The sequence below is a fragment of the Variovorax sp. GW823-FHT02B07 genome (assembly GCF_058797695.1).
On the sequence record NZ_JBXAJX010000001.1, the window covers coordinates 2,014,154 to 2,032,335 of the forward strand.

At 70.2% G+C, this 18,182-nt stretch carries 13 protein-coding genes; 10 read left to right on the forward strand and 3 right to left on the reverse strand.

Translation table 11 applies throughout. The features are described from left to right. Positions 1-27: 27 nt before the first annotated feature. From AC1RGU_RS09410 to AC1RGU_RS09450, 9 genes are all read left to right on the forward strand, one after another. Positions 28-951 (forward strand): ABC transporter substrate-binding protein, encoded by a 924-nt coding sequence (locus AC1RGU_RS09410; protein WP_159271873.1) that lies wholly within the window; start codon positions 28-30, stop codon positions 949-951. A 12-nt stretch (positions 952-963) separates the two neighbouring features. After that, positions 964-1,890, forward strand: a complete 927-nt coding sequence (locus AC1RGU_RS09415) for an ABC transporter substrate-binding protein (RefSeq protein WP_492696136.1) — start codon at positions 964-966, stop codon at positions 1,888-1,890. Positions 1,891-1,908: 18 nt separating this feature from the next. Further along, positions 1,909-2,952 carry an LLM class flavin-dependent oxidoreductase gene (locus AC1RGU_RS09420; RefSeq protein ID WP_307638257.1) on the forward strand — a complete coding sequence of 348 codons (1,044 nt, stop codon included), beginning with the start codon at positions 1,909-1,911 and terminating at the stop codon, positions 2,950-2,952. Positions 2,953-3,071: 119 nt separating this feature from the next. Beyond that, positions 3,072-4,022 (forward strand): sulfurtransferase, encoded by a 951-nt coding sequence (locus tag AC1RGU_RS09425; protein WP_095947672.1) that lies wholly within the window; start codon positions 3,072-3,074, stop codon positions 4,020-4,022. Positions 4,023-4,149: 127 nt separating this feature from the next. Further along, positions 4,150-5,361: a YeeE/YedE family protein gene (locus AC1RGU_RS09430; protein WP_492696137.1), complete on the forward strand. Its 1,212-nt coding sequence runs from the start codon at positions 4,150-4,152 to the stop codon at positions 5,359-5,361. Positions 5,362-5,526: 165 nt separating this feature from the next. Then, positions 5,527-7,116, forward strand: coding sequence for an ABC transporter substrate-binding protein (locus AC1RGU_RS09435; RefSeq protein WP_492696139.1), 1,590 nt, complete (start codon positions 5,527-5,529; stop codon positions 7,114-7,116). A gap of 13 nt (positions 7,117-7,129) precedes the next feature. Then, positions 7,130-8,095 (forward strand): ABC transporter permease, encoded by a 966-nt coding sequence (locus AC1RGU_RS09440; protein WP_070060589.1) that lies wholly within the window; start codon positions 7,130-7,132, stop codon positions 8,093-8,095. A gap of 23 nt (positions 8,096-8,118) precedes the next feature. After that, a complete protein-coding gene (locus AC1RGU_RS09445; protein WP_307583636.1) occupies positions 8,119-9,060 on the forward strand; it encodes an ABC transporter permease in 942 nt (313 codons plus the stop codon). After that, positions 9,057-10,823, forward strand: a complete 1,767-nt coding sequence (locus AC1RGU_RS09450; RefSeq protein ID WP_492696141.1) for a dipeptide ABC transporter ATP-binding protein — start codon at positions 9,057-9,059, stop codon at positions 10,821-10,823. Before AC1RGU_RS09445 ends, AC1RGU_RS09450 begins: the two co-directional genes overlap by 4 nt. A 7-nt stretch (positions 10,824-10,830) precedes the next feature. On the opposite strand, the gene AC1RGU_RS09455 is transcribed toward AC1RGU_RS09450, so the two are convergent. From AC1RGU_RS09455 to AC1RGU_RS09465, 3 genes are read right to left on the reverse strand one after another with little or no spacing between them, the layout of a single operon-like run. Next, a complete protein-coding gene (locus AC1RGU_RS09455) occupies positions 10,831-12,732 on the reverse strand; it encodes an esterase/lipase family protein (RefSeq protein ID WP_492696143.1) in 1,902 nt (633 codons plus the stop codon). After that, complete coding sequence (locus AC1RGU_RS09460) at positions 12,729-13,742, reverse strand: Lnb N-terminal periplasmic domain-containing protein (RefSeq protein ID WP_492696145.1); 1,014 nt, start codon at positions 13,740-13,742, stop codon at positions 12,729-12,731. Before AC1RGU_RS09460 ends, AC1RGU_RS09455 begins: the two co-directional genes overlap by 4 nt. 60 nt (positions 13,743-13,802) lie before the next feature. Then, complete coding sequence (locus AC1RGU_RS09465; protein ID WP_062472839.1) at positions 13,803-16,496, reverse strand: bifunctional acetate--CoA ligase family protein/GNAT family N-acetyltransferase; 2,694 nt, start codon at positions 16,494-16,496, stop codon at positions 13,803-13,805. Between the two features lie 317 nt (positions 16,497-16,813). Between AC1RGU_RS09465 and AC1RGU_RS09470 the strand changes: the two genes are divergently transcribed. Beyond that, complete coding sequence (locus AC1RGU_RS09470) at positions 16,814-18,175, forward strand: homoserine dehydrogenase (RefSeq protein ID WP_492696147.1); 1,362 nt, start codon at positions 16,814-16,816, stop codon at positions 18,173-18,175. The last annotated feature ends 7 nt before the right edge of the window (positions 18,176-18,182 follow it).

The window sequence follows — 18,182 nt, forward strand, 5'->3', positions numbered from 1 at the left end:
TTTCTCTTTTCCAACCGACCGTTTTTCATGACCCATCGACGCCTTCTCCTGTCCGTTCTCCTGGCGGCCTTGCTGCCGATCGCCGCCACGGCCCAGACCGCTCCGGCGCCCGACCTGAGCCCCGAGCAGCCCGGTCGCCCGCGCGCGCAGAAGATCGACGAGGCCGTGCGGCTCGCGAAGGACTTCAAGTTCCTCAAGGAAGGCGTGCTCGTCGTGGGCACCACCACCGGCCGGCTGCCGTTCGCGGCCTACGCCACCGACACGAAGACGCCCGTGGGCAATGCGCCCGACATCGCGCAGCTCGTGGCCGACAGCCTGGGGCGCAAGCTGGAGCTGGTGTCCACCGCCTGGGCCGACTGGCCGCTGGGCCTGCAGTCGGGCAAGTTCGACGTGGTGGTGTCCAACGTGACCGTGACCGAGGAGCGCAAGGAGAAGTTCGACTTCTCGACCTACCGCAACGACCAGCTGGGCATCTACGTGAAGTCGGACAGCAAGCTCGGCGCCATCAAGGAGCCGAAGGACATCGCGGGCCTGAAGCTCATCGTGACCGCCAGCACGAACCAGGAGCAGATCCTGCTGCGCTGGAACAAGCAGAACCTGGCCGCCGGCCTGAAGCCCATCGAGATCCAGTACTACGACGACGATGTGGTGCAGCGCCTGGCCATCCAGTCGGGCCGCGCCGATGCGTACGTGGGCCCCAACGCCATCGCGGCCTACGAGGCGCGCGACGGCAAGACGCGGCTCGCGGGCCTGGTGTCGGGCGGCTGGCCGCTCAACGCCGAGATCGCCGTCACCTCGCGCAAGGGCTCGGGCATTGCCGAGGCCGTGACGCTGGCGCTCAACACGCAGATCAAGAACGGCAACTACGGCAAGGCGTTGTCGCGCTGGAACCTGGCCTCCGAGGCCATCGAGGTGGCGCGCACCAACCCGCCCGGCCTGCCGAAGAACTGAGGGGAGGGGACCATGTCGCTCAAGAAGACACTGGGGGCGCTGGCCGCCCTCGGGCTGATGGCGTTCGCGCCGGCGCACGCCGCCGACACCTTCGACTTCAGCCCCGAGCAGAAGGGCCGCCTGCACACCGGCAAGGACGCCGAGGCCGTCAACGCCATTCCGCCGAGCTTCAAGTTCGTGAAGGACGGCGTGCTGACCATCGCCATCGCGCCGTTCGCGCCGCCGATCTCCACCTATGCCACCGACGCGAAGACGGTGGTGGGCTTCGACCCCGACTTTGCCCACCTCATCGCCGAGGCGCTGGGCCTGAAGCTGGAGCTGCGGCCCGTCGCCTGGGCCGACTGGCCGTTGGGCCTGAGCTCGGGCAAGTACGACGCCGTGATCTCCAACGTGGGCGTGACCGAGCAGCGCAAGGAGAAGTTCGACTTCTCGACCTACCGGCTCGGCCTGCACGGCTTCTACGTGCGCACCGACAGCGCCATCCAGTCGATCAAGGAGCCGAAGGACGTGGCGGGCCTGAAGCTCACGACCGGCGCGGGCACCAACCAGGAACGCATCCTGCTCGAATGGGACCGGCAGAACGTGGCCGCGGGCCTGAAGCCGGTGTCGATCCAGTACTACGACGACGATGTGACGCGCTGGCTGGCGGTGACGACGAAGCGCGTCGACGCCAACTTCAACCCCAACGCGCCGCAGGCCTACGAGGCCGCGAAGAACGGGCAGCTGCGGCTGGCCGGCACCGTGAACGCGGGCTGGCCGCTGAAGTCGGACGTGGCCGTGGCCACGCGCAAGGGCAGCGGCCTGGCGGTGGCACTCACCACCGCGGCCAACAACCTGATCCGCAACGGCACCTACGCCAAGGCGCTCGCGCGCTGGCGCCTGGCGGAAGAGGCGCTGCCGAAATCGGAAGTCAACCCGCCGGGGTTGCCGAAGTTCTGACCCTGCGAGCGACACACCATGACCATCCACCACATCGGTTTTCTCACGCCCGGCAACTACGACGAGGCCGACCCGCACGCGGGCCTCGAGGCCGCGCTGCGGCTCTTTGAATTCGGCGAGCGGCGCGGCTTCGACAGCGCCTGGGTGCGCCAGCGCCACCTGGAGCGTGCCGTGTCGTCGGCGCCGACCTTCCTGGCCGCCGCCACGCAGCGCACGCGCCGCATCGAACTCGGCGCGGCCGTGATCCAGATGGGCTACGAGAACCCGTTCCGCCTCGCCGAAGACCTGGCCACCGTCGACGTGCTCTCGCGCGGGCGCCTGCAGGTGGGCCTGAGCGCGGGCGCGCCGCCGCACGGCGCCTTGCTGGGCGGGCGCTTCCAGGACGCACCGCCGGCCACGGTCGACTTCACGCACAAGCGCGTGGCGCGGCTGCGCGCCAACCTCGAAGACGTGCTGCTGGGCGACGAAGACACGGTGGTCGAATCGGCCGGTGGGCGCGTGCGTCCGCGCGTGCAGCCCTATGCGCCCGGGCTGGTCGGGCGGCTCTGGTACGGCGGCGGGTCGCTGCGCTCGGCCGAATGGGCGGGGCGCAACGGCTTTCACCTGCTGCTGGGCAACGTGCTCACGGGCGAGACCACCGACGACTTCCTCGAGGCGCAGACCGGCCTCGTCGAACGCTACCGCGCCAGCGAAGTGCCGGGCGCGCGACGCGGACGGATCGCGCTGGGCCGCGTGATCGTGCCGCTCGACGGCGCCGATGCGGCCACGCGGCGGCGCTATCGCGCGTTCGCCGCGGGCCGCGTCGAGCGCACCCTGTCGCCGCAGGGCGAGCGCCGCACGCTGTTCGCTGGCGACCTCGTGGGTAGCGCCGACGAGATCCTGGAGCGCCTGCACCGCGACCCGGTGCTGCCGCTGGTGAGCGAGCTGCGCGTGGAGCTGCCCTACAACTTCGACAGCGAGGCCTACGAGCAGATCCTGGACGACCTGGCGGTGCGCATCGCGCCCGAACTGGGCTGGCGCGTGCGCGCCGAGCTGCCACATCAAGAGGCCGCACTCGCCTGAGCCTCAGACGCTTTGCGCATGCGCTTATCGCAAACGCTTCGTTGGTGATCGCGCGCTGCCTGCCTAGAGTTCGCTCTGATCTGTTTCTGATGTCTTCCATTCAACACAAGGAATCCCGCATGTCGATCTTCAGCAGATGGTGGCGCGCCGCGTCCCTCGCCACGCTGACCTTCCTGGCCACCGCACCGTCGGCCTTCGCGCAGGCCTCGGCCGACGGCAGCGGTCCGCTGGTCTCCACCGACTGGCTCGAGAAGAACCTGCGCAACCCGAAGCTGCGCGTGATCGAGGTCAGCGTGAACCCGGGCCTGTACGAGCGCGGCCACATCCCGGGCGCGGTGAACTTCTCGTGGCACAACGACCTCAACGATCGCGTGCGCCGCGACATCGTGAGCCAGGCCGAATTCGAGAAGCTGCTGTCGACAGCCGGTGTCGACAAGGACACCACCGTGATCCTCTACGGCGACACCAACAACTGGTTCGCCGCCTGGGGCGCCTGGGTGTTCGACCAGTACGGCGTGCAGAACGTGAAGCTGCTCGACGGCGGGCGCAAGAAGTGGGAGGCCGAGAACCGCGTGCTCGACAACCGCGCGCCCGAGCATGTCGCCACGCGCTTCAAGGTGACGCAGCCCAACCCGCAGCTGCGCGCGCGGCTGGCCGACGTGCTGGCCGTGGCCGAGGGCCGTTCCGACGCGAAGCTGGTCGACATCCGTTCGGCCGACGAATACAGCGGCAAGATCTTCGCGCCGGCCGGCGCCGCCGAACTGGCGGTGCGCGCGGGCCACGTGCCCGGCGCGGCCAACGTGCCCTGGGGCCGCGCGGTGAACGAAGACGGCACCTTCAAGTCGGCCGCCGAGCTGAAGGCGATCTACGCGGCCGTCGGCATCGACGGCAGCAAGCCGGCCATCACCTACTGCCGCATCGGCGAACGCTCGAGCCACACCTGGTTCGCGCTGCACAAGATCCTGGGCTACAAGAACGTGCGCAACTACGACGGCTCGTGGACCGAGTACGGCAACGCCGTCGGCGTGCCGGTCAACAACCCGGCCGGCACGGTGTGGGCGTCCAAATGAATGAGTTGAGGTGAGATGAGTTCGAGGTGAGTCGGCGTTGGAGGGACCTCGCGGCCTCTCTGATGAGCGACATTGGGCGAGCCCTCGGGCTCGCTTTTTTTTGGACCGAAGAAAGGGGAACCGGGGCATGTCCGCTTCGTCAATCCATGCGGCGCCTTCGCCGCTTTCTCGCACGGGACTGGCCGTTGCGGTCGTCGTGTTGTTGCTGGTCGCCGCCGGCGTGCACCTGCTCGGCGAGCGCAGCGGCGGCCGCGCGCTGGCCTTCGCGCTCGGGCTGGGCGCGGTGCTCGGCGTGGTGCTGCAGCGCTCGCGCTTCTGCTTCTACTGCCATGCGCGCGACTACTTTGAAGGCGGCGACGCACGCGGCCTACTGGCCATCGTGGCCGCGCTGGCGGTCGGCACCGTGGGCATGCACGTCGTCATGACGGGCTGGCTGCCGGTGCCGCAGCCGGGGCGATTGCCGCCCGATGCGCACATCGGGCCGGTCAGCGGCGCCCTGGTGCTCGCAGGGCTGGCCTTCGGCGCGGGCATGGTGGTGTCGGGCTCGTGCATCAGCGCGCACTGGTACCGGCTGGGCGAAGGCTCGCCGACCGCGCCCTTTGCGCTGCTCGGTGCCGGCGCGGGATTCCTGTTGGGGTTCGGCAGCTGGAATTGGCTCTACAGCGCCACCATCGCCACCGCGCCCGTGGTGTGGTTGCCGCATCACCTGGGCTATGCGGGCTCGGCGGCGCTGCAACTGGCCCTGCTCGCGGCGCTGAGTGCCTGGCTCTGGCGAAAGCTGCCGGCGGGCGAGGCACCGTCGCCCACGCCGCGCCGCTTCATCGACGCCGCGCGCCGCCTGCTGCACGGGCGCTGGCCGTATGCGTGGGGCGGGCTCGCGGTCGGTGCGATCGCCGTGATCGTGGTGCTGCGGCTGCGTCCGCTGGGCGTGACGGCGGCGCTCGGCAGCGCCGCGCGCGACTTCGGCAACGCGCACGGCTTGCTGCCGCAGCGCCTGGACGGGCTCGACGGTTTCGGCGGCTGCGTCACGGCGGTGGTCGAAAGCCTCTGGCAGACGCCCAACGCGTTGCTGGTCGGCGGCCTCGTGGCCGGCGCGCTGGCCGCGGCGCTCGCAAGCGGCCAGTTCAAACCCGCATGGCCCACGGTGGGGCAGGTCGTGCGCGGCCTCAGCGGCGGCGTGCTGCTGGGGTGGGGCGCGATGACCGGGCTGGGCTGCACGGTCGGCAACCTGCTGTCGGGCACGATGGCCGGTGCGCTGTCGGGGTGGGTGTTCGGCGCGAGCGTGCTGCTGGCGGTGTGGGGTGGATTGCGATTGAAGCGGCTGGCGACGAGGGCGTAGCGCTCGGTTCATCGTCACGCGGCAGACACCGCATTTCCATATGCGGAGTCCTTCTTTCGGGACGGCGCGGGGCAGGGCACAGTCCCTCACGCACAGGCACAGGACAACGCCGCCCCGCGCGGTCGTCCGCCTGTCTTCTCTTCCAAAGAACACCCGAGGGATTCCATGCTCCGACCACTCCTGACCGCGGCCCTGCTGGCCGCCGGCCTGCTGCACGCGCCTGTTGCCGCCGCCGAAACCGTGCGATGGGCACGCAGCGCCGACCCCGCCACGCTCGACCCGCACGCGGTCAACACCGGCACCAACTTCGGGCTGCTGCACCAGATCTACGAACCGTTGATCCTGCGCGGCGCCGACAGCAAGCTGCAGCCCGCGCTCGCCACCTCGTGGAAGCTCACGGCCGACCCGACGGTGTGGGAGTTCAAGCTGCGCCCCGGCGTCAAGTTCCATGACGGCGCGCTGCTCACGGCCGACGACGTGGTGTTCTCGCTGCAGCGCGCGCAGGCGCCGAGCTCGGCGCTCAAGTCGCTGCTGTCGTCGGTGGCCGAGGTGAAGAAGGTCGACCCACTCACGGTGCATGTGCGCACCAAGGGCCCGAACCTGATCTTCCCGAACAACCTCACCAACCTTTTCATCCTCAACGAGGCCTGGGCCAAGGCGAACAAGGCCGAGCAGTCGCAGGACGTGGCCAGCAAGACCGAGAACTTCGCCACCCGCAACGAGAACGGTACCGGTCCCTACGTGCCGGCCTCGCGCGAGGTCGATGCGCGCACGGTGCTCAAGCAGTTTCCGCAGTACTGGGGCCGCGGCCAGTTTCCGCTGGACGTGACCGAGCTGGTCTACGTGCCGATCAAGTCGCCCGCCACGCGCGTGGCCGCGCTGCTGTCGGGCGAGGTCGATTTCGTGCAGGACCTGCCGGCGCAGGACGTGGGCCGCCTCAAGGCCGACAAGCGCCTGCGCGTGACCGAAGGGCCCGAGAACCGCTCGATCTTCCTGGGCCTGAACGTGGGCGCGAAGGAACTCAAGTACGCCGACGTGAAGGGCAAGAACCCGCTGGCCGACCCCAAGGTGCGCGAGGCCATCGGCCTGGCCATCGACCGCGACGCGATCAAGGCGGCGGTGATGCGCGGGCTGTCGAACCCCTCGGGCATCATCGCGCCGCCGTTCGTGCACGGCTACGAGAAGGGCTTCGCGGCCTACCCGAAGGCCAATGCCGCGCAGGCGAAGAAGCTGCTGGCCGAGGCCGGCTACCCGAACGGCTTCGCGATCACGCTGCACACGCCGAACGACCGCTACGTGAACGACGAGGCCATCAGCACGGCGGTGTCGAGCTTTCTCGGGCGCATCGGCATCAAGACCACGGTGGCGGCGCGCCCGATCGCGCTGCACAGCACCGCCATCAACTCGGCCGACACCGACTTCTACCTCTTCGGTTGGGGCGTTCCGACCTACGACTCGGCCTACATCTTCGATTACCTGGTGCACACGCGCGGCAAGGACGGCCGCGGCCCGACCAACGCCACCGGCTACAGCAATGCCGAGGTCGATGCGCAGATCGCATCGCTGGCCGCCGAGAGCGACAAGGCCAAGCGCGACGCCACCATCAAGAGCATCTGGCAGACGGTGCAGAAGGAGCGCATCTACATCGCGCTGCACGACCAGGTGCTCAACTTCGCCTCGACCCCGAAGCTGGACATTCCGGTGAGCCCCGACGGCAGCGTGTTCTTCAAGAATGTGAAGGTAGCCAAACCCTGACTGCACACACGTCATGTGGGTTCATCTCTTACGCCGGTTGGGCCAGTCCGTGCTGGTGCTGCTGGCGGTGTCGTTCGTGTCCTTCCTGGTGTTCCGCCACATCGGCGACCCGACCATCAGCCTGCTCGGCGAAGACGCCACGCTGGAAGAACGCGCCGCGCTGACGGCCGAGCTGGGCTTCGACCGCCCGGTGCCCGTGCAGTACCTGCGCTACGTGGGCCACGCGCTGCAGGGCGACCTGGGCGTGTCGTACCGGCTCAAGCGGCCGGTGGTCGAGCTCATCGCCGAGCGGCTGCCGGCCACGCTGGAGCTGGCGCTGGTGGCGGCCGTGCTGGCGGTGGCGGGCGGCGTGGCGCTGGGCGTGTACACCGCGATCCGGCGCGACAGCGTGGCCAGCCGCGCGGTCATGGCGGTGTCGCTGGTCGGCGTGTCGCTGCCGACCTTCCTGATCGGCATCGGGCTCATCTACCTGTTCGCGGTCGAGCTGCGCTGGCTGCCCTCGTTCGGGCGCGGCGACACGGTGCAGCTGGGCGGCTGGAGCACCGGGCTGCTCACGGCCTCGGGCTGGGCCTCGCTGCTGATGCCCGCGCTGACGCTGGGCCTGTACAAGCTGACGCTGATCATGCGGCTGGTGCGCGCGGAGATGCTGGAGGTGCTGCGCGCCGACTACATCCGCTTCGGCCGCGCGCGCGGGCTGCGCGAGCGCGACCTGAACTACGGCCATGCGCTGCGCAACACGCTGATCCCGGTCATCACCATCACCGGACTGCAGATCGGTTCGCTGGTGGCCTTCGCCATCGTCACCGAGACGGTGTTCCAGTGGCCGGGCGTGGGGCTGCTGTTCATCACCTCGATCCAGGGGGTGGACGTGCCGGTGGTGGCGGCCTACCTGCTGCTGATCGCGCTGCTGTACGTGGCGATCAATTTCATCGTCGACCTGCTGTACGTGCTGGTCGATCCGCGCCTGCGACGCGCCTGACTCCTTTCTTGCTTTTTTTCCGAATGACGTTTCCTTCCCCGACCGGCGCCCCCGCGCCGCGCCGCTGGCGCAACGCCGAGTCGCCCGTGCTGCGCGCCTTCGCACGCTCGCGCACCGTGCAGCTGGCGGCCTTCGTGCTGCTGCTGGTCGCGCTGGCCTCGCTGTTCGCACCGTGGATCGCGCGGCAAGACCCCTTCGATCCGGCCGTGCTCGACCTGATCGATGCCTTCACGCCGCCGGGGCAGCAGGGCGCCTCGGGCGCGTTCTACCCGCTGGGCGCCGACGACCAGGGACGCGACGTGTTCTCGGCCATCCTCTACGGGCTGCGCATGTCGCTGCTGGTGGGTGTGAGCGCGGTCGGGCTGTCGCTGGCCATCGGCGTGCCGCTCGGCCTGGCGGCCGGCTACGCGGGCGGTTGGTTCGACACGCTGGTGATGCGCGTGGCCGATGTGCAGCTGACCTTTCCGGTGCTGCTGGTCGCGCTGCTGATCTTCGGCATTGCGCGCGGCCTGCTGCCCGAGGGCTACCGCGACGACATGGCGGTGTACGTGATCGTGGCGGCCATCGGGCTGTCGGAATGGGTGCAGTACGCGCGCACGGTGCGCGGCGCCGTGATGCTCGAGAAGCACAAGGACTACGTGGCCGCCGCGCAGATCATCGGCCGCTCGCGCACCGGCATTTTGGTGCGGCACATCCTGCCGAACCTGCTGGCGCCGGTGCTGGTGATTGCCACCATCAGCTTCGCGCTGGCCATCGTGGCGGAGTCGACGCTGTCGTACCTGGGCGTGGGGCTGCCGCCCACGCAGCCGTCGCTGGGCACGCTGATCCGCATCGGGCAGGGCTTCCTGTTCTCGGGCGAGTGGTGGATCCTGCTGTTTCCCGCGCTGGTGCTGCTGGCGCTGGCGCTGTCGGTCAACCTGGCGGGCGACTGGCTGCGCGACGCCTTGAACCCGAGGCTGCAATGAGCGCGCGCGACCCATCGCCAGAACCCAATCGCGAAACGCCCGTGCTGCGGGTGCGCGGGCTGGACGTGGCCTTCGACACGCACCGGGGCACGGTGCAGGTGCTGGGCGGCGTCTCCTTCGAGATCGCACCGGGCGAAATCCTGGGCGTGGTCGGCGAGTCGGGCGCGGGCAAGTCGATGGTCGGCGCGGCCGTCATCGGGCTGGTGCCGCCGCCGGGGCGCATCGCGGGCGGCACGGTCGAGCTCCATGGAGAGCGCATCGACACGCTGCGCGGCGAAGACATGCGCCGCGTGCGCGGGCGCCGCATCGGCAGCGTGTTCCAGGACCCGCTGACCAGCCTGAACCCGGTCTACCCGATCGGCCGGCACCTCATCGAGACCATCCGCACGCACCTGCCCGTGAGCGAGCAGGAGGCACGCCGGCGCGCGCTGGCGCTGCTGGCCGACGTGGAGATTCCCGACCCCGAAAGCCGCATCGACCAGTACCCGCACCAGTTCTCGGGCGGCATGCGCCAGCGCGTGGCGATTGCGCTCGCGCTGTGCGCCGAGCCGCAGCTGCTGATTGCCGACGAGCCCACCACCGCGCTCGACGTGTCGGTGCAGGCGCAGGTGATCCGCGTGTTCCGGCGCGTCTGCCGCGAGCGCGGCACGGCCGCGATGCTCATCACGCACGACATGGGCGTGATCGCCGAGGCGGCCGACCGCGTGATGGTGATGTACCAGGGCCGCGTGCTCGAGACCGGCCCGGTGCGCCAGGTGCTCGATCACCCGCGCGAGCCGTACACGCGCGCACTGATGGCCGCGATTCCCTCGGTGCACGACCGGCTGCATCGGCTGCCGGTGCCGGAGATCGGCGCGGACATCGCCGTGGCCGCCGCGTTGCCGCCCGCGCAGGCCGAGACCGTGGCTGCGCCAGCATTGGCCGACAGCCCGCCGCTGATCCGCGTGCAGGGCCTGTCACGCGAATTCGATCTCTCGGCCGGCTGGCTCGTGCGCACGCTCGCACGCCAGCCGAAGAAGGTGCTGCGCGCGGTCGACAGCGTGAGCTTCGACATCGCGCGCGGCCGCACCTTCGGGCTGGTCGGCGAGTCGGGCTCGGGCAAGTCGACCGTGGCGCGCATGATCGCCGGCCTCACGCGGCCCACGGCCGGCAGCGTGCATTTCGACGGCATCGACCGCTGGGGCGACGCCGCGCAGACAGCCGCGCTGCGCCGGCGCTTCCAGATGATCTTCCAGGACCCGCATGCCAGCCTCAACCCGCGCTGGCGCGTGGACCGGCTCATCGCCGAGCCGGTCGAGGTGCTGGGCCTGGCCGCCAGCGCCGACGAAACCGCCCAGCGCGTGGCCCAGGCGCTGCGCCGCGTGCGCATGTCGCCCGACGACGGGCGGCGCTACCCGCACCAGTTCTCGGGCGGCCAGCGCCAGCGCATCGCCATCGCGCGGGCGCTGGCCAGCCAGCCCGAGTTCATCGTCTGCGACGAACCGACCTCGTCGCTCGACGTGTCGGTGCAGGCCCAGGTGCTGAACCTCATGCGCGACCTGCAGGACGAGTTCGGCCTGACCTACCTGCTGATCAGCCACAACCTCGCGGTGATCCGCCACATGTGCGACGACGTGGGCGTGATGCAGCGTGGGCGGCTGGTGGAGCAGGGCAGTGCGGCCGAAGTGCTCGATGCGCCGAAGCACGCGTACACGCGGGCGCTGATGGCGGCGGTGCCGGACATGCGGCACGCACCGGCTGCGGCCGTGCTCGCCACGGCATGAAGTGCCCTCAGGGCACGCGCTGCAGCTGCTCGCGCAGGATGCGCCGGATCTCCAGGATCGCCAGCGGGTGCTCCTGCACGCTGTGCGCCGACGGAATCACCAGCTCCGACACCGCGCCGTCGAGGTGCGCGCTGGTGTAGGGCACGATGCCGTCGCTCGACTCGGCCAGCGGCAGGCCGGGCGTGTCGTTGCCGATGATCGAGTGGTAGCGCACCTTCGGACTCAGCGGCAACCCGGACGACAGGCGCACGAAGGCATCGCGGTCGCTGAGGTTGTCGATGCTGTTGGGAATGCGCAGCGGGCCCATGTCCTGTGAGCTGGGCGCCACGCGCATCAGCTCGCGCGAGATGTCGTTGAGCTGGCCCAGCATGGCCACCGGCAGCGTGATGAGGTTGGCCACCCAGCGCGAGATGCGCTTGTTGGCGAACGAGGTGCCGCGGTGCGGCGAGGCGATGAAGATGGCGTCGCTGACCTGGGGCAGCGGCTCGAAGCGCAGGTAGGGCCCCAGCCCTTCCTCGATGCGGCGGCGCTGCGCGGCCGGCATCGGGTAGCCCTCGCGCAGCGCATCCCACAGCACGTCGCCCGACGACGACACCAAGAGGCGCGAGAGCACGCCGCCCATGCTGTGGCCGATGAGCGTGACGTTGCGCGAGGCCTCGGCGCGGCCCTGCGGATCGAAGTGCGCCAAGGTCTGCGTGATGGCTTCGCGGATGGCCAGGTTGTTCAGCGGCAGCGGCGCGTTGGTCGGGTAGTACACCTGCCAGATCTGGTAGCGGCGGCGCAGCGTCTCGTCGCCCAGCACTTCGTTCGCCACGTTGATCCAGGCCTCGGGGCTGCTGGCCAAGCCGTGCAGCATGACGATGGTGCGGCGCTTCGGGTCGTAGGGCTGCATCAGATAGATGTGCGGCCGGGTCAGGCCCTCGGCGCCGCCGAACAGGCTGCGCAGCGCCTGCAGCGCGAAGTCGGAGCGGGCCAGCCACAGGCCGTAGCCTGAGGTGAAATTGGCGGCCAGCGGAATCTCTTCGCCGGCCAGCTTGATCGTGCTGGTGCGGTAGGGGTCGAACACGGCGATGCGCAGCGTGCGCGTGGCCAGCACGTCCTGCAGGGTGGCGCCGTCGAACTGCAGCAGCGCGGTGAGGGCGGGGAAGGGCGTTTCGCTGAAGGGCGGGGCGTCTTCGTCGGCCTGGGCCGCGGTCGGACGGTCGTCGCCCGCGGCGACCAGCTCGGCGCCGAAGCCGTCGCGGCGATAGATGTTGCGCAGGCCCGAGAAGGTCAGCGAGGCGGCGGGAATCAGCTCTTTGGGCGGGGGCGCGTCGGGCGCGAGCTGCAGCGCCGACAGGTCTGCATCGATGCGCCAGCCGCTCACTTGCGGAATGGCGGCCACCGACATGTCGCTCTTGCGGTAGCGGCTGAACAGGCCGGTGATGGCGCGCTGCACCGCGTAGTTGTAGTAGTCGCGCACCTGCGTCTGGCGGTCTTCGAAGGCGCGGTCGCGCGGCTTGCGCGCCGTGTGGAACAGGTAGGCGTAGGCGTGGCGCGCGGTTTCCAGCCAGGCCTCGATGGCCTCGGGCGCCATGGGCTGCGCGGCCGGGCCGCCGACACCGCCCGCCAGCGCCAGTTGCAGCCACACCTCGGACAGCGCCGACATGCGTTGCTCGTCGCTCAGGCCGGCGGAGGTGGCAAGGTTCTGGCGGCAGGCGCGGCCGTCTTTGCGGCACTGGTCGGCATCGGAGCCGATGACGCGCAGCACCTCTTGTGCGGAGCTGCTGAGCTGGCCGGTGGTGAGCACGTCGCCGCGCCGCTGCGCCAGGTAGTCGGCCGGCGAGATGGTGCCGACCGTGACGCCCGCGCAGCCCGTGAGCAGCGACAGCGCCAGCAGCAGGGCGGGGAGGAAGCCGATGCGCCTCATGGCGTCACGCCCGGCAGGCCGTGGCGGATGGCTTGCGAGAAGTTCACACCGGGCTGCTGGTCGGTGGCGATGGCCCGGTCGGTGATGCGGCCGCCGGCGCGCAGCGCGTCCATGCTCAGGCCGGGCGTCAGGCCGCCCACGTCGTGCAGGTACTCGGGCAGGTAGCCCGAGGCCAGCAGGCGGTAGTCCATCGGCAGGCCGGGCACGACGTGCCTGGCGAGGCTGTAGACGATGGTCGTGCAGTTGGCGGTGAGCGTGTTGTAGAAGCTCGGCGCGCGCGCCAGCGCGTTGGCTTCGCCCACGTAGCCCAGGAACAGCGAGCGCATCTCGGCCTGCGGCAGGCGCACGCGGTACATGTAGACGTCTTCGCCGCGCACGTTGGTGCGCACGCGCAGGATGTCGTGCTCGTCGGCGGCCACGAGGCTGTTCTCGAACTGCTTGAAGAAGCCGCCCACGGACGAGAAGCTCTCGCCGCGCTCCTTGCGGATCTCGATGGAAAAGGTGACGTACTGTCCGTCGTCGAAGCCGAAGGACACCAGCGTGTGGGCGATGGCCGGGCCGGTCCAGTACGACAGCGACACGTCGACCGAGCGCAGGCGGTCCAGGTCGTAGCGGCGCGTGTCCCAGCGCACGGTGTAGTCGGTGTCGCTGCGCCAGTCGAAGTTGCGCACGTTCTCCATCGTGACCACGTTGCCTTCGACGCGCGGCGTCAGGTAGCGCGCCACGTCGTCGGCCCATTCGCGATGCTGCGAGGGCGCGATGGTGCCCCACCACTCGAGCAGCACGACGAAGCCGATGGCGTAGGCCAGCAGCGAGCGGCCGGCCTTGCCGCGCCACAGCAGCACGATCGCCGCCAGGCCGAAGAGGCCCCACAGCACCATCGCGCCGATCTTGAGCGGCAGCGTCGCGGGCAGCTGATACCAGAGGGCCGCGCAGGCCCAGGCGGCCGACAGCAGCACGGCGAAGCTCACCAGCAGACGGCCGAGGGAGCGCAGGAGGATTCGGAGCATGAAGAAACGCGGAGGTGGAGGGCGGCCGATTCTCGTCGAGTTGCAGCCGCCGCCGTCGGGCTAGAGCGGGTAGGTCACGAGCTTGAAGTCCGGGTCCTCGGGGAAGGACTTCACCGAGAAGCCGAGCCGCCGCACCAGCTTGAGCATGTCGGGGTTGCCGGCCAGCACCAGCCCGTCCATTTCCGAAAGGCCCCGGTCGCGCGCCACGTCGATGATGCTTTCCATGAGACGCGAGCCGATTCCCTTGCCGCTGAACTCGTCGGCCACCACGAGCGAGAACTCGCAGCTGGTCTGGTCGGGGTTGGTGATGTAGCGCGACACGCCCACGATGCGCTCGCTCTCGAGGATGCTGCCGTCGGGCGCGGTGCTGCGCTCCATCACGGTGGCGACCAGCGCCATCTCGCGGTCGTAGTCGATGAGCGTGAAGCGCGACAGCATCGACGGCGGCAGCTCGTGGAAGCGCGAGACAAAGCGGAACCAGCGGCTCTCGGGCGACAGGCCCTGCACCAGCGCCTGCAGCATCTGCGCGTCGTTCGGATGCACCGGCCGCACGACGTACGCGCCGCCACCGGGCAGCGGCCATTCGCGCCGGTAGCGCGCGGGGTACGGCATGATGGCCAGGTGCTGGTAGCCGTTGCCCACCGGGCCCGCCACGGCCTGCGTGCTGCTGTCGACCACGATGCGCGCATCGACCGACACCGCGCCGTGCTCGTCCACGATGATGGGGTTGATGTCCATCTCGCGCAGCTCGGGCAGCTCGCACACCATTTCGGACACGCGCAGCAGCACGTCCTCGATGGCCTCCATGTTCACGGCGTTGGCGCCGCGCCATTCGCCCAGCGTCTCGGCCACGCGCGAGCGCTCGATGAGGTGGCGCGCCAGGAACTGGTTCAGCGGCGGCAGCTCCATGGCGCGGTCGTTCATGAGCTCGATCATGGTGCCGCCCGCGCCGAAGACGATCACCGGGCCGAAGGGCTGGTCGGTGACCAGGCCCACGTAGATTTCGCGCCCGCGCCGCGCGCGCACCATCTTCTGCACGGTCACGCCGTTGATGCGGGCGTCGGGCGCCAGGCGCGCCACGCGCTCCATCATCTCCAGGTAGGTGTCGCGCGCGCTGGTGCCGTTCATCACGTTCAGCGCCACGCCCTCGACGTCGGACTTGTGCGAGATGTCGGGCGAGTCGATCTTCAGCGCCACCGGAAAGCCCAGCTGCGTGGCGATCATCATGGCCTCGTTGGCGCTGCGCGCGAGCAGGGTGCGCGTGATCGGGATGTGGAAGCACGACAGCAGCGACTTCGACTCCATCTCGGTCAGCACCTTGCGCCGCTCGGCCAGCACACTCTCGATGAGCAGGCGCGCGCCGTCGATGTCGGGCTTGGCCAGCGCCGACAGCGGCGGCGGCGTCTGCTGCAGCAGCTGCTGGTTCTGGTAGAAGGCCGCGATGTTGCCGAAGGCGCCCACGGCCGCCTCGGGCGTGCGAAAGCTCGGGATGGTGGCCTCGGCCAGCACCGCCCGCGCATTGCCCACCGAGGCATCGCCCATCCAGCACGACAAGAGCGGCTTGGGCATGGGGCGCGGAATGTCGGCCAGCGCGCGCGCCGTGGCGGCCGCGTCGACGCCGGCCTTGGGCGAGAAAATGGCGAGCACGCCGTCGATCTGGCTGTCGGCCGAGGCGGTGTCGATGGCGGCGCGAAAGTGCGCGGGCGTGGCGTCTTCCGACAGGTCGATGAGGTCGGTGAGCGACGCGAGCGCCGGCAGCGAGGGCTGCAGCGAGCGCTGCGCGGGGGCCGAGAGGCGGCCCAGGTCCAGGCCGATCTCGTTGATCCAGTCGGCCGCGAGCACGCCGGGGCCGCCGCCGTTGGTGACCACGGCCAGCCGCTTGCCCACCGGCCGGTAGCGCGAGGCCAGGCACTTGGCGGCCGAGAACAGTTCGACGAAGGAGCGCACCCGCACCGCGCCCGCGCGGCGCAGGGCGGCGTCGAACACGTCGTCGCTGCCCACGATGGCCGCGCTGTGCGTCTGCGCGGCCTCGTTGCCGGCCGGCTTGCGGCCCGCCTTGAGCACCACCACCGGCTTGGCGTGCGAGGCCGAGCGCAACGCGCTCATGAAGCGGCGCGCATCGGCAATGCCTTCGAGGTACACGATGATGCTGTGCGTGCTCGAATCGTTGGCCAGGAAGTCGAGCACCTGCGGGATGTCGACCGAGGTGTGCGGGCCGAGCGACACCACGCTCGAAAAGCCCACGCCGTTCTGCCGCGCCCAGTCGAGCATCGAGGCCGTGAGCGCGCCCGACTGCGACACCAGCGCCAGCGGCCCGGTGCGCGCGAGCGGGCCGGCCACGCTGGCGTTCAGGTGCAGCGGCGGGCGCTGGAAGCCCAGCGAATTCGGGCCCAGCAGGTGCACGCCTTCGCGGCGCGCGATCTTGCGCCACTGCGCGGCCTGCTCGGCGGCGATGCCGGTGGAGATGACCACCGCGGCCTTGCAGCCGATGCGCCCCGCGATCTCGAGGGCAGCCGCCACGTCGTGCGGCGCCAGCGCGATCAGCGCCAGGTCGGCATGCGTCTGCGCCAGCTCTTCGAGCGTGCCCTGGGTGCGCACGTCGAGAAAGCGCAGCGTGCCGTCGAAGCGGTCGGCCCGGAAGGCTTCGCGCAGCGTGCGGCCCAGGGCAGTCTGCCCCCCCGGATCGCTGGGCTGGCCGACGAAGGCCACGATCGACGCCGGGGCGAACAGGGGGGTCAGGAAATGCTTGTCCATGCCCTAGTTTGCCCGGATCGGGGCGTGCCGCAAGCACCGCGTGTACACTCGCCGGCTCATGTCGTGCCTTTCACTTTCCCCCGTTGCAGCATCCAGCGCCGCCGTTGTCGGCCGCACGATGCCGTTCGCCGCCTGCGTGCGAACGAGCGACGCAGTGAATGCACGAATGATTACCACCATGACCGCCGCGGCCCCCTGAGCACGCGCAGGGTGGCCGCTCCGGCAGCCACCTGGTGTCTCTTCTCCCGAATGAACGAAACCCAGCTGGCAGCTGGGTTTTTTTGTTTGTCTCGTTCGTTCGTTGTTTGGAGAAGCCCATGTACCGCGATCCCGTCTCGTCCTTCCTGCCCCAGCCCAGCCATCCTGCGGCCATTCGCCCCCTGCGCGTCGGCATGATCGGCATCGGCACCGTGGGCGCGGGCACCTTCCGCGTGCTGGCCCGCAACCAGGACCTCATTGCCGCCCGCGCCGGGCGCGGCATCGAGGTGACGGTGGTGGCAGCGCGCAACCTCGCGCGCGCCCAGGGCATCGTGGGCGAGGGCGTGGCGCTCACGGCCGACCCGATGCAGGTCGCCACCGACCCCGATGTCGATGTGGTGGTCGAGGTGGCCGGCGGCACCGGCCCGGCGCGCGACTGGGTGCTGGCCGCCATTGCGCACGGCAAGCACGTGGTCACGGCCAACAAGGCGCTGCTGGCCGTGCACGGCCCCGAGATCTTCGCCGCCGCCAGCGCGCACGGCGTGGCCGTGATGTACGAGGGCGCGGTGGCGGTGAGCATCCCCATCGTGAAAGTGCTGCGCGAGGGCCTCACGGCCAACCGCATCGAGTGGGTGGCGGGCATCGTCAACGGCACCACCAACTTCATCCTGAGCAAGATGCGCGACGAGGGCCTGGACTTCGGCGACGCGCTCGCACAGGCCCAGGCGCTGGGCTATGCCGAGGCCGACCCGGCCTTCGACATCGAGGGCGTCGACGCCGCGCACAAGACCGCGCTGCTGGCCGCCAACGCCTTCGGCATGCCGGTGCGCTTTGCCGACGCGCAGGTCGAGGGCATCACGGCGCTGCAGCGCCTCGATGTGGCTTGTGCCGAACAGCTGGGCTTTCGCGTCAAGCTGCTGGGCGTGGCGCGCCGACGTGAAGAAGGCGTGGAGCTGCGCGTGCAGCCCGCGCTGGTGCCGGCGACGCACCTGCTCGCGCAGGTGAACGGCTCGATGAACGGCATCATGGTCAAGGCCGACGCGGCGGGCGTCACGATGTACTACGGCGCGGGTGCCGGCTCGGAGCAGACCGCCTCGGCCGTGATCGCCGACCTGGTCGACGTGGCGCGCCTGGACGGCACCCACGCCGGCCAGCGCGTGCCGCACACGGGCTTTCATGCGCATGCGGTGCGCGAACTGCCGGTGCTGCCGCGCGCGGCCGTGCGCAGCGCGCACTACCTGCGCGTGCCGGTGCAGGCGGCGACCGACATCGCGGCCGTGGCCGAGCTGCTGGCCGCGCAGCGGTTGCCGGTGCGGCAACTGGTGCTGGCGAACGGGCCGGCGGAGGCGGCGCCGCAGGTGCTGGTGATCACTGAATCTGCGCTGCAAGGCGCGGTCGATCTTGCGCTGCATGCGTTGCAAGCGAGCCCGGTCGTGGCTGGGCCCGTGACCGCGTTGCGTGTGGAAACGCTGGACGACTGAAGGGCGC

Excerpts from the sequence above, each read along its gene's own strand:
- AC1RGU_RS09410 (WP_159271873.1), top strand. The coding sequence starts at position 28 with ATGACCCATCGACGCCTTCTCCTGTCCGTTCTCCTGGCGGCCTTGCTG.
- AC1RGU_RS09415 (WP_492696136.1), top strand. The coding sequence starts at position 964 with ATGTCGCTCAAGAAGACACTGGGGGCGCTGGCCGCCCTCGGGCTGATG.
- AC1RGU_RS09420 (WP_307638257.1), top strand. The coding sequence starts at position 1,909 with ATGACCATCCACCACATCGGTTTTCTCACGCCCGGCAACTACGACGAG.
- AC1RGU_RS09425 (WP_095947672.1), top strand. The coding sequence starts at position 3,072 with ATGTCGATCTTCAGCAGATGGTGGCGCGCCGCGTCCCTCGCCACGCTG.
- AC1RGU_RS09430 (WP_492696137.1), top strand. The coding sequence starts at position 4,150 with ATGTCCGCTTCGTCAATCCATGCGGCGCCTTCGCCGCTTTCTCGCACG.
- AC1RGU_RS09435 (WP_492696139.1), top strand. The coding sequence starts at position 5,527 with ATGCTCCGACCACTCCTGACCGCGGCCCTGCTGGCCGCCGGCCTGCTG.
- AC1RGU_RS09440 (WP_070060589.1), top strand. The coding sequence starts at position 7,130 with ATGTGGGTTCATCTCTTACGCCGGTTGGGCCAGTCCGTGCTGGTGCTG.
- AC1RGU_RS09445 (WP_307583636.1), top strand. The coding sequence starts at position 8,119 with ATGACGTTTCCTTCCCCGACCGGCGCCCCCGCGCCGCGCCGCTGGCGC.
- AC1RGU_RS09450 (WP_492696141.1), top strand. The coding sequence starts at position 9,057 with ATGAGCGCGCGCGACCCATCGCCAGAACCCAATCGCGAAACGCCCGTG.
- AC1RGU_RS09455 (WP_492696143.1), bottom strand. The coding sequence starts at position 12,732 with ATGAGGCGCATCGGCTTCCTCCCCGCCCTGCTGCTGGCGCTGTCGCTG.
- AC1RGU_RS09460 (WP_492696145.1), bottom strand. The coding sequence starts at position 13,742 with ATGCTCCGAATCCTCCTGCGCTCCCTCGGCCGTCTGCTGGTGAGCTTC.
- AC1RGU_RS09465 (WP_062472839.1), bottom strand. The coding sequence starts at position 16,496 with ATGGACAAGCATTTCCTGACCCCCCTGTTCGCCCCGGCGTCGATCGTG.
- AC1RGU_RS09470 (WP_492696147.1), top strand. The coding sequence starts at position 16,814 with ATGTACCGCGATCCCGTCTCGTCCTTCCTGCCCCAGCCCAGCCATCCT.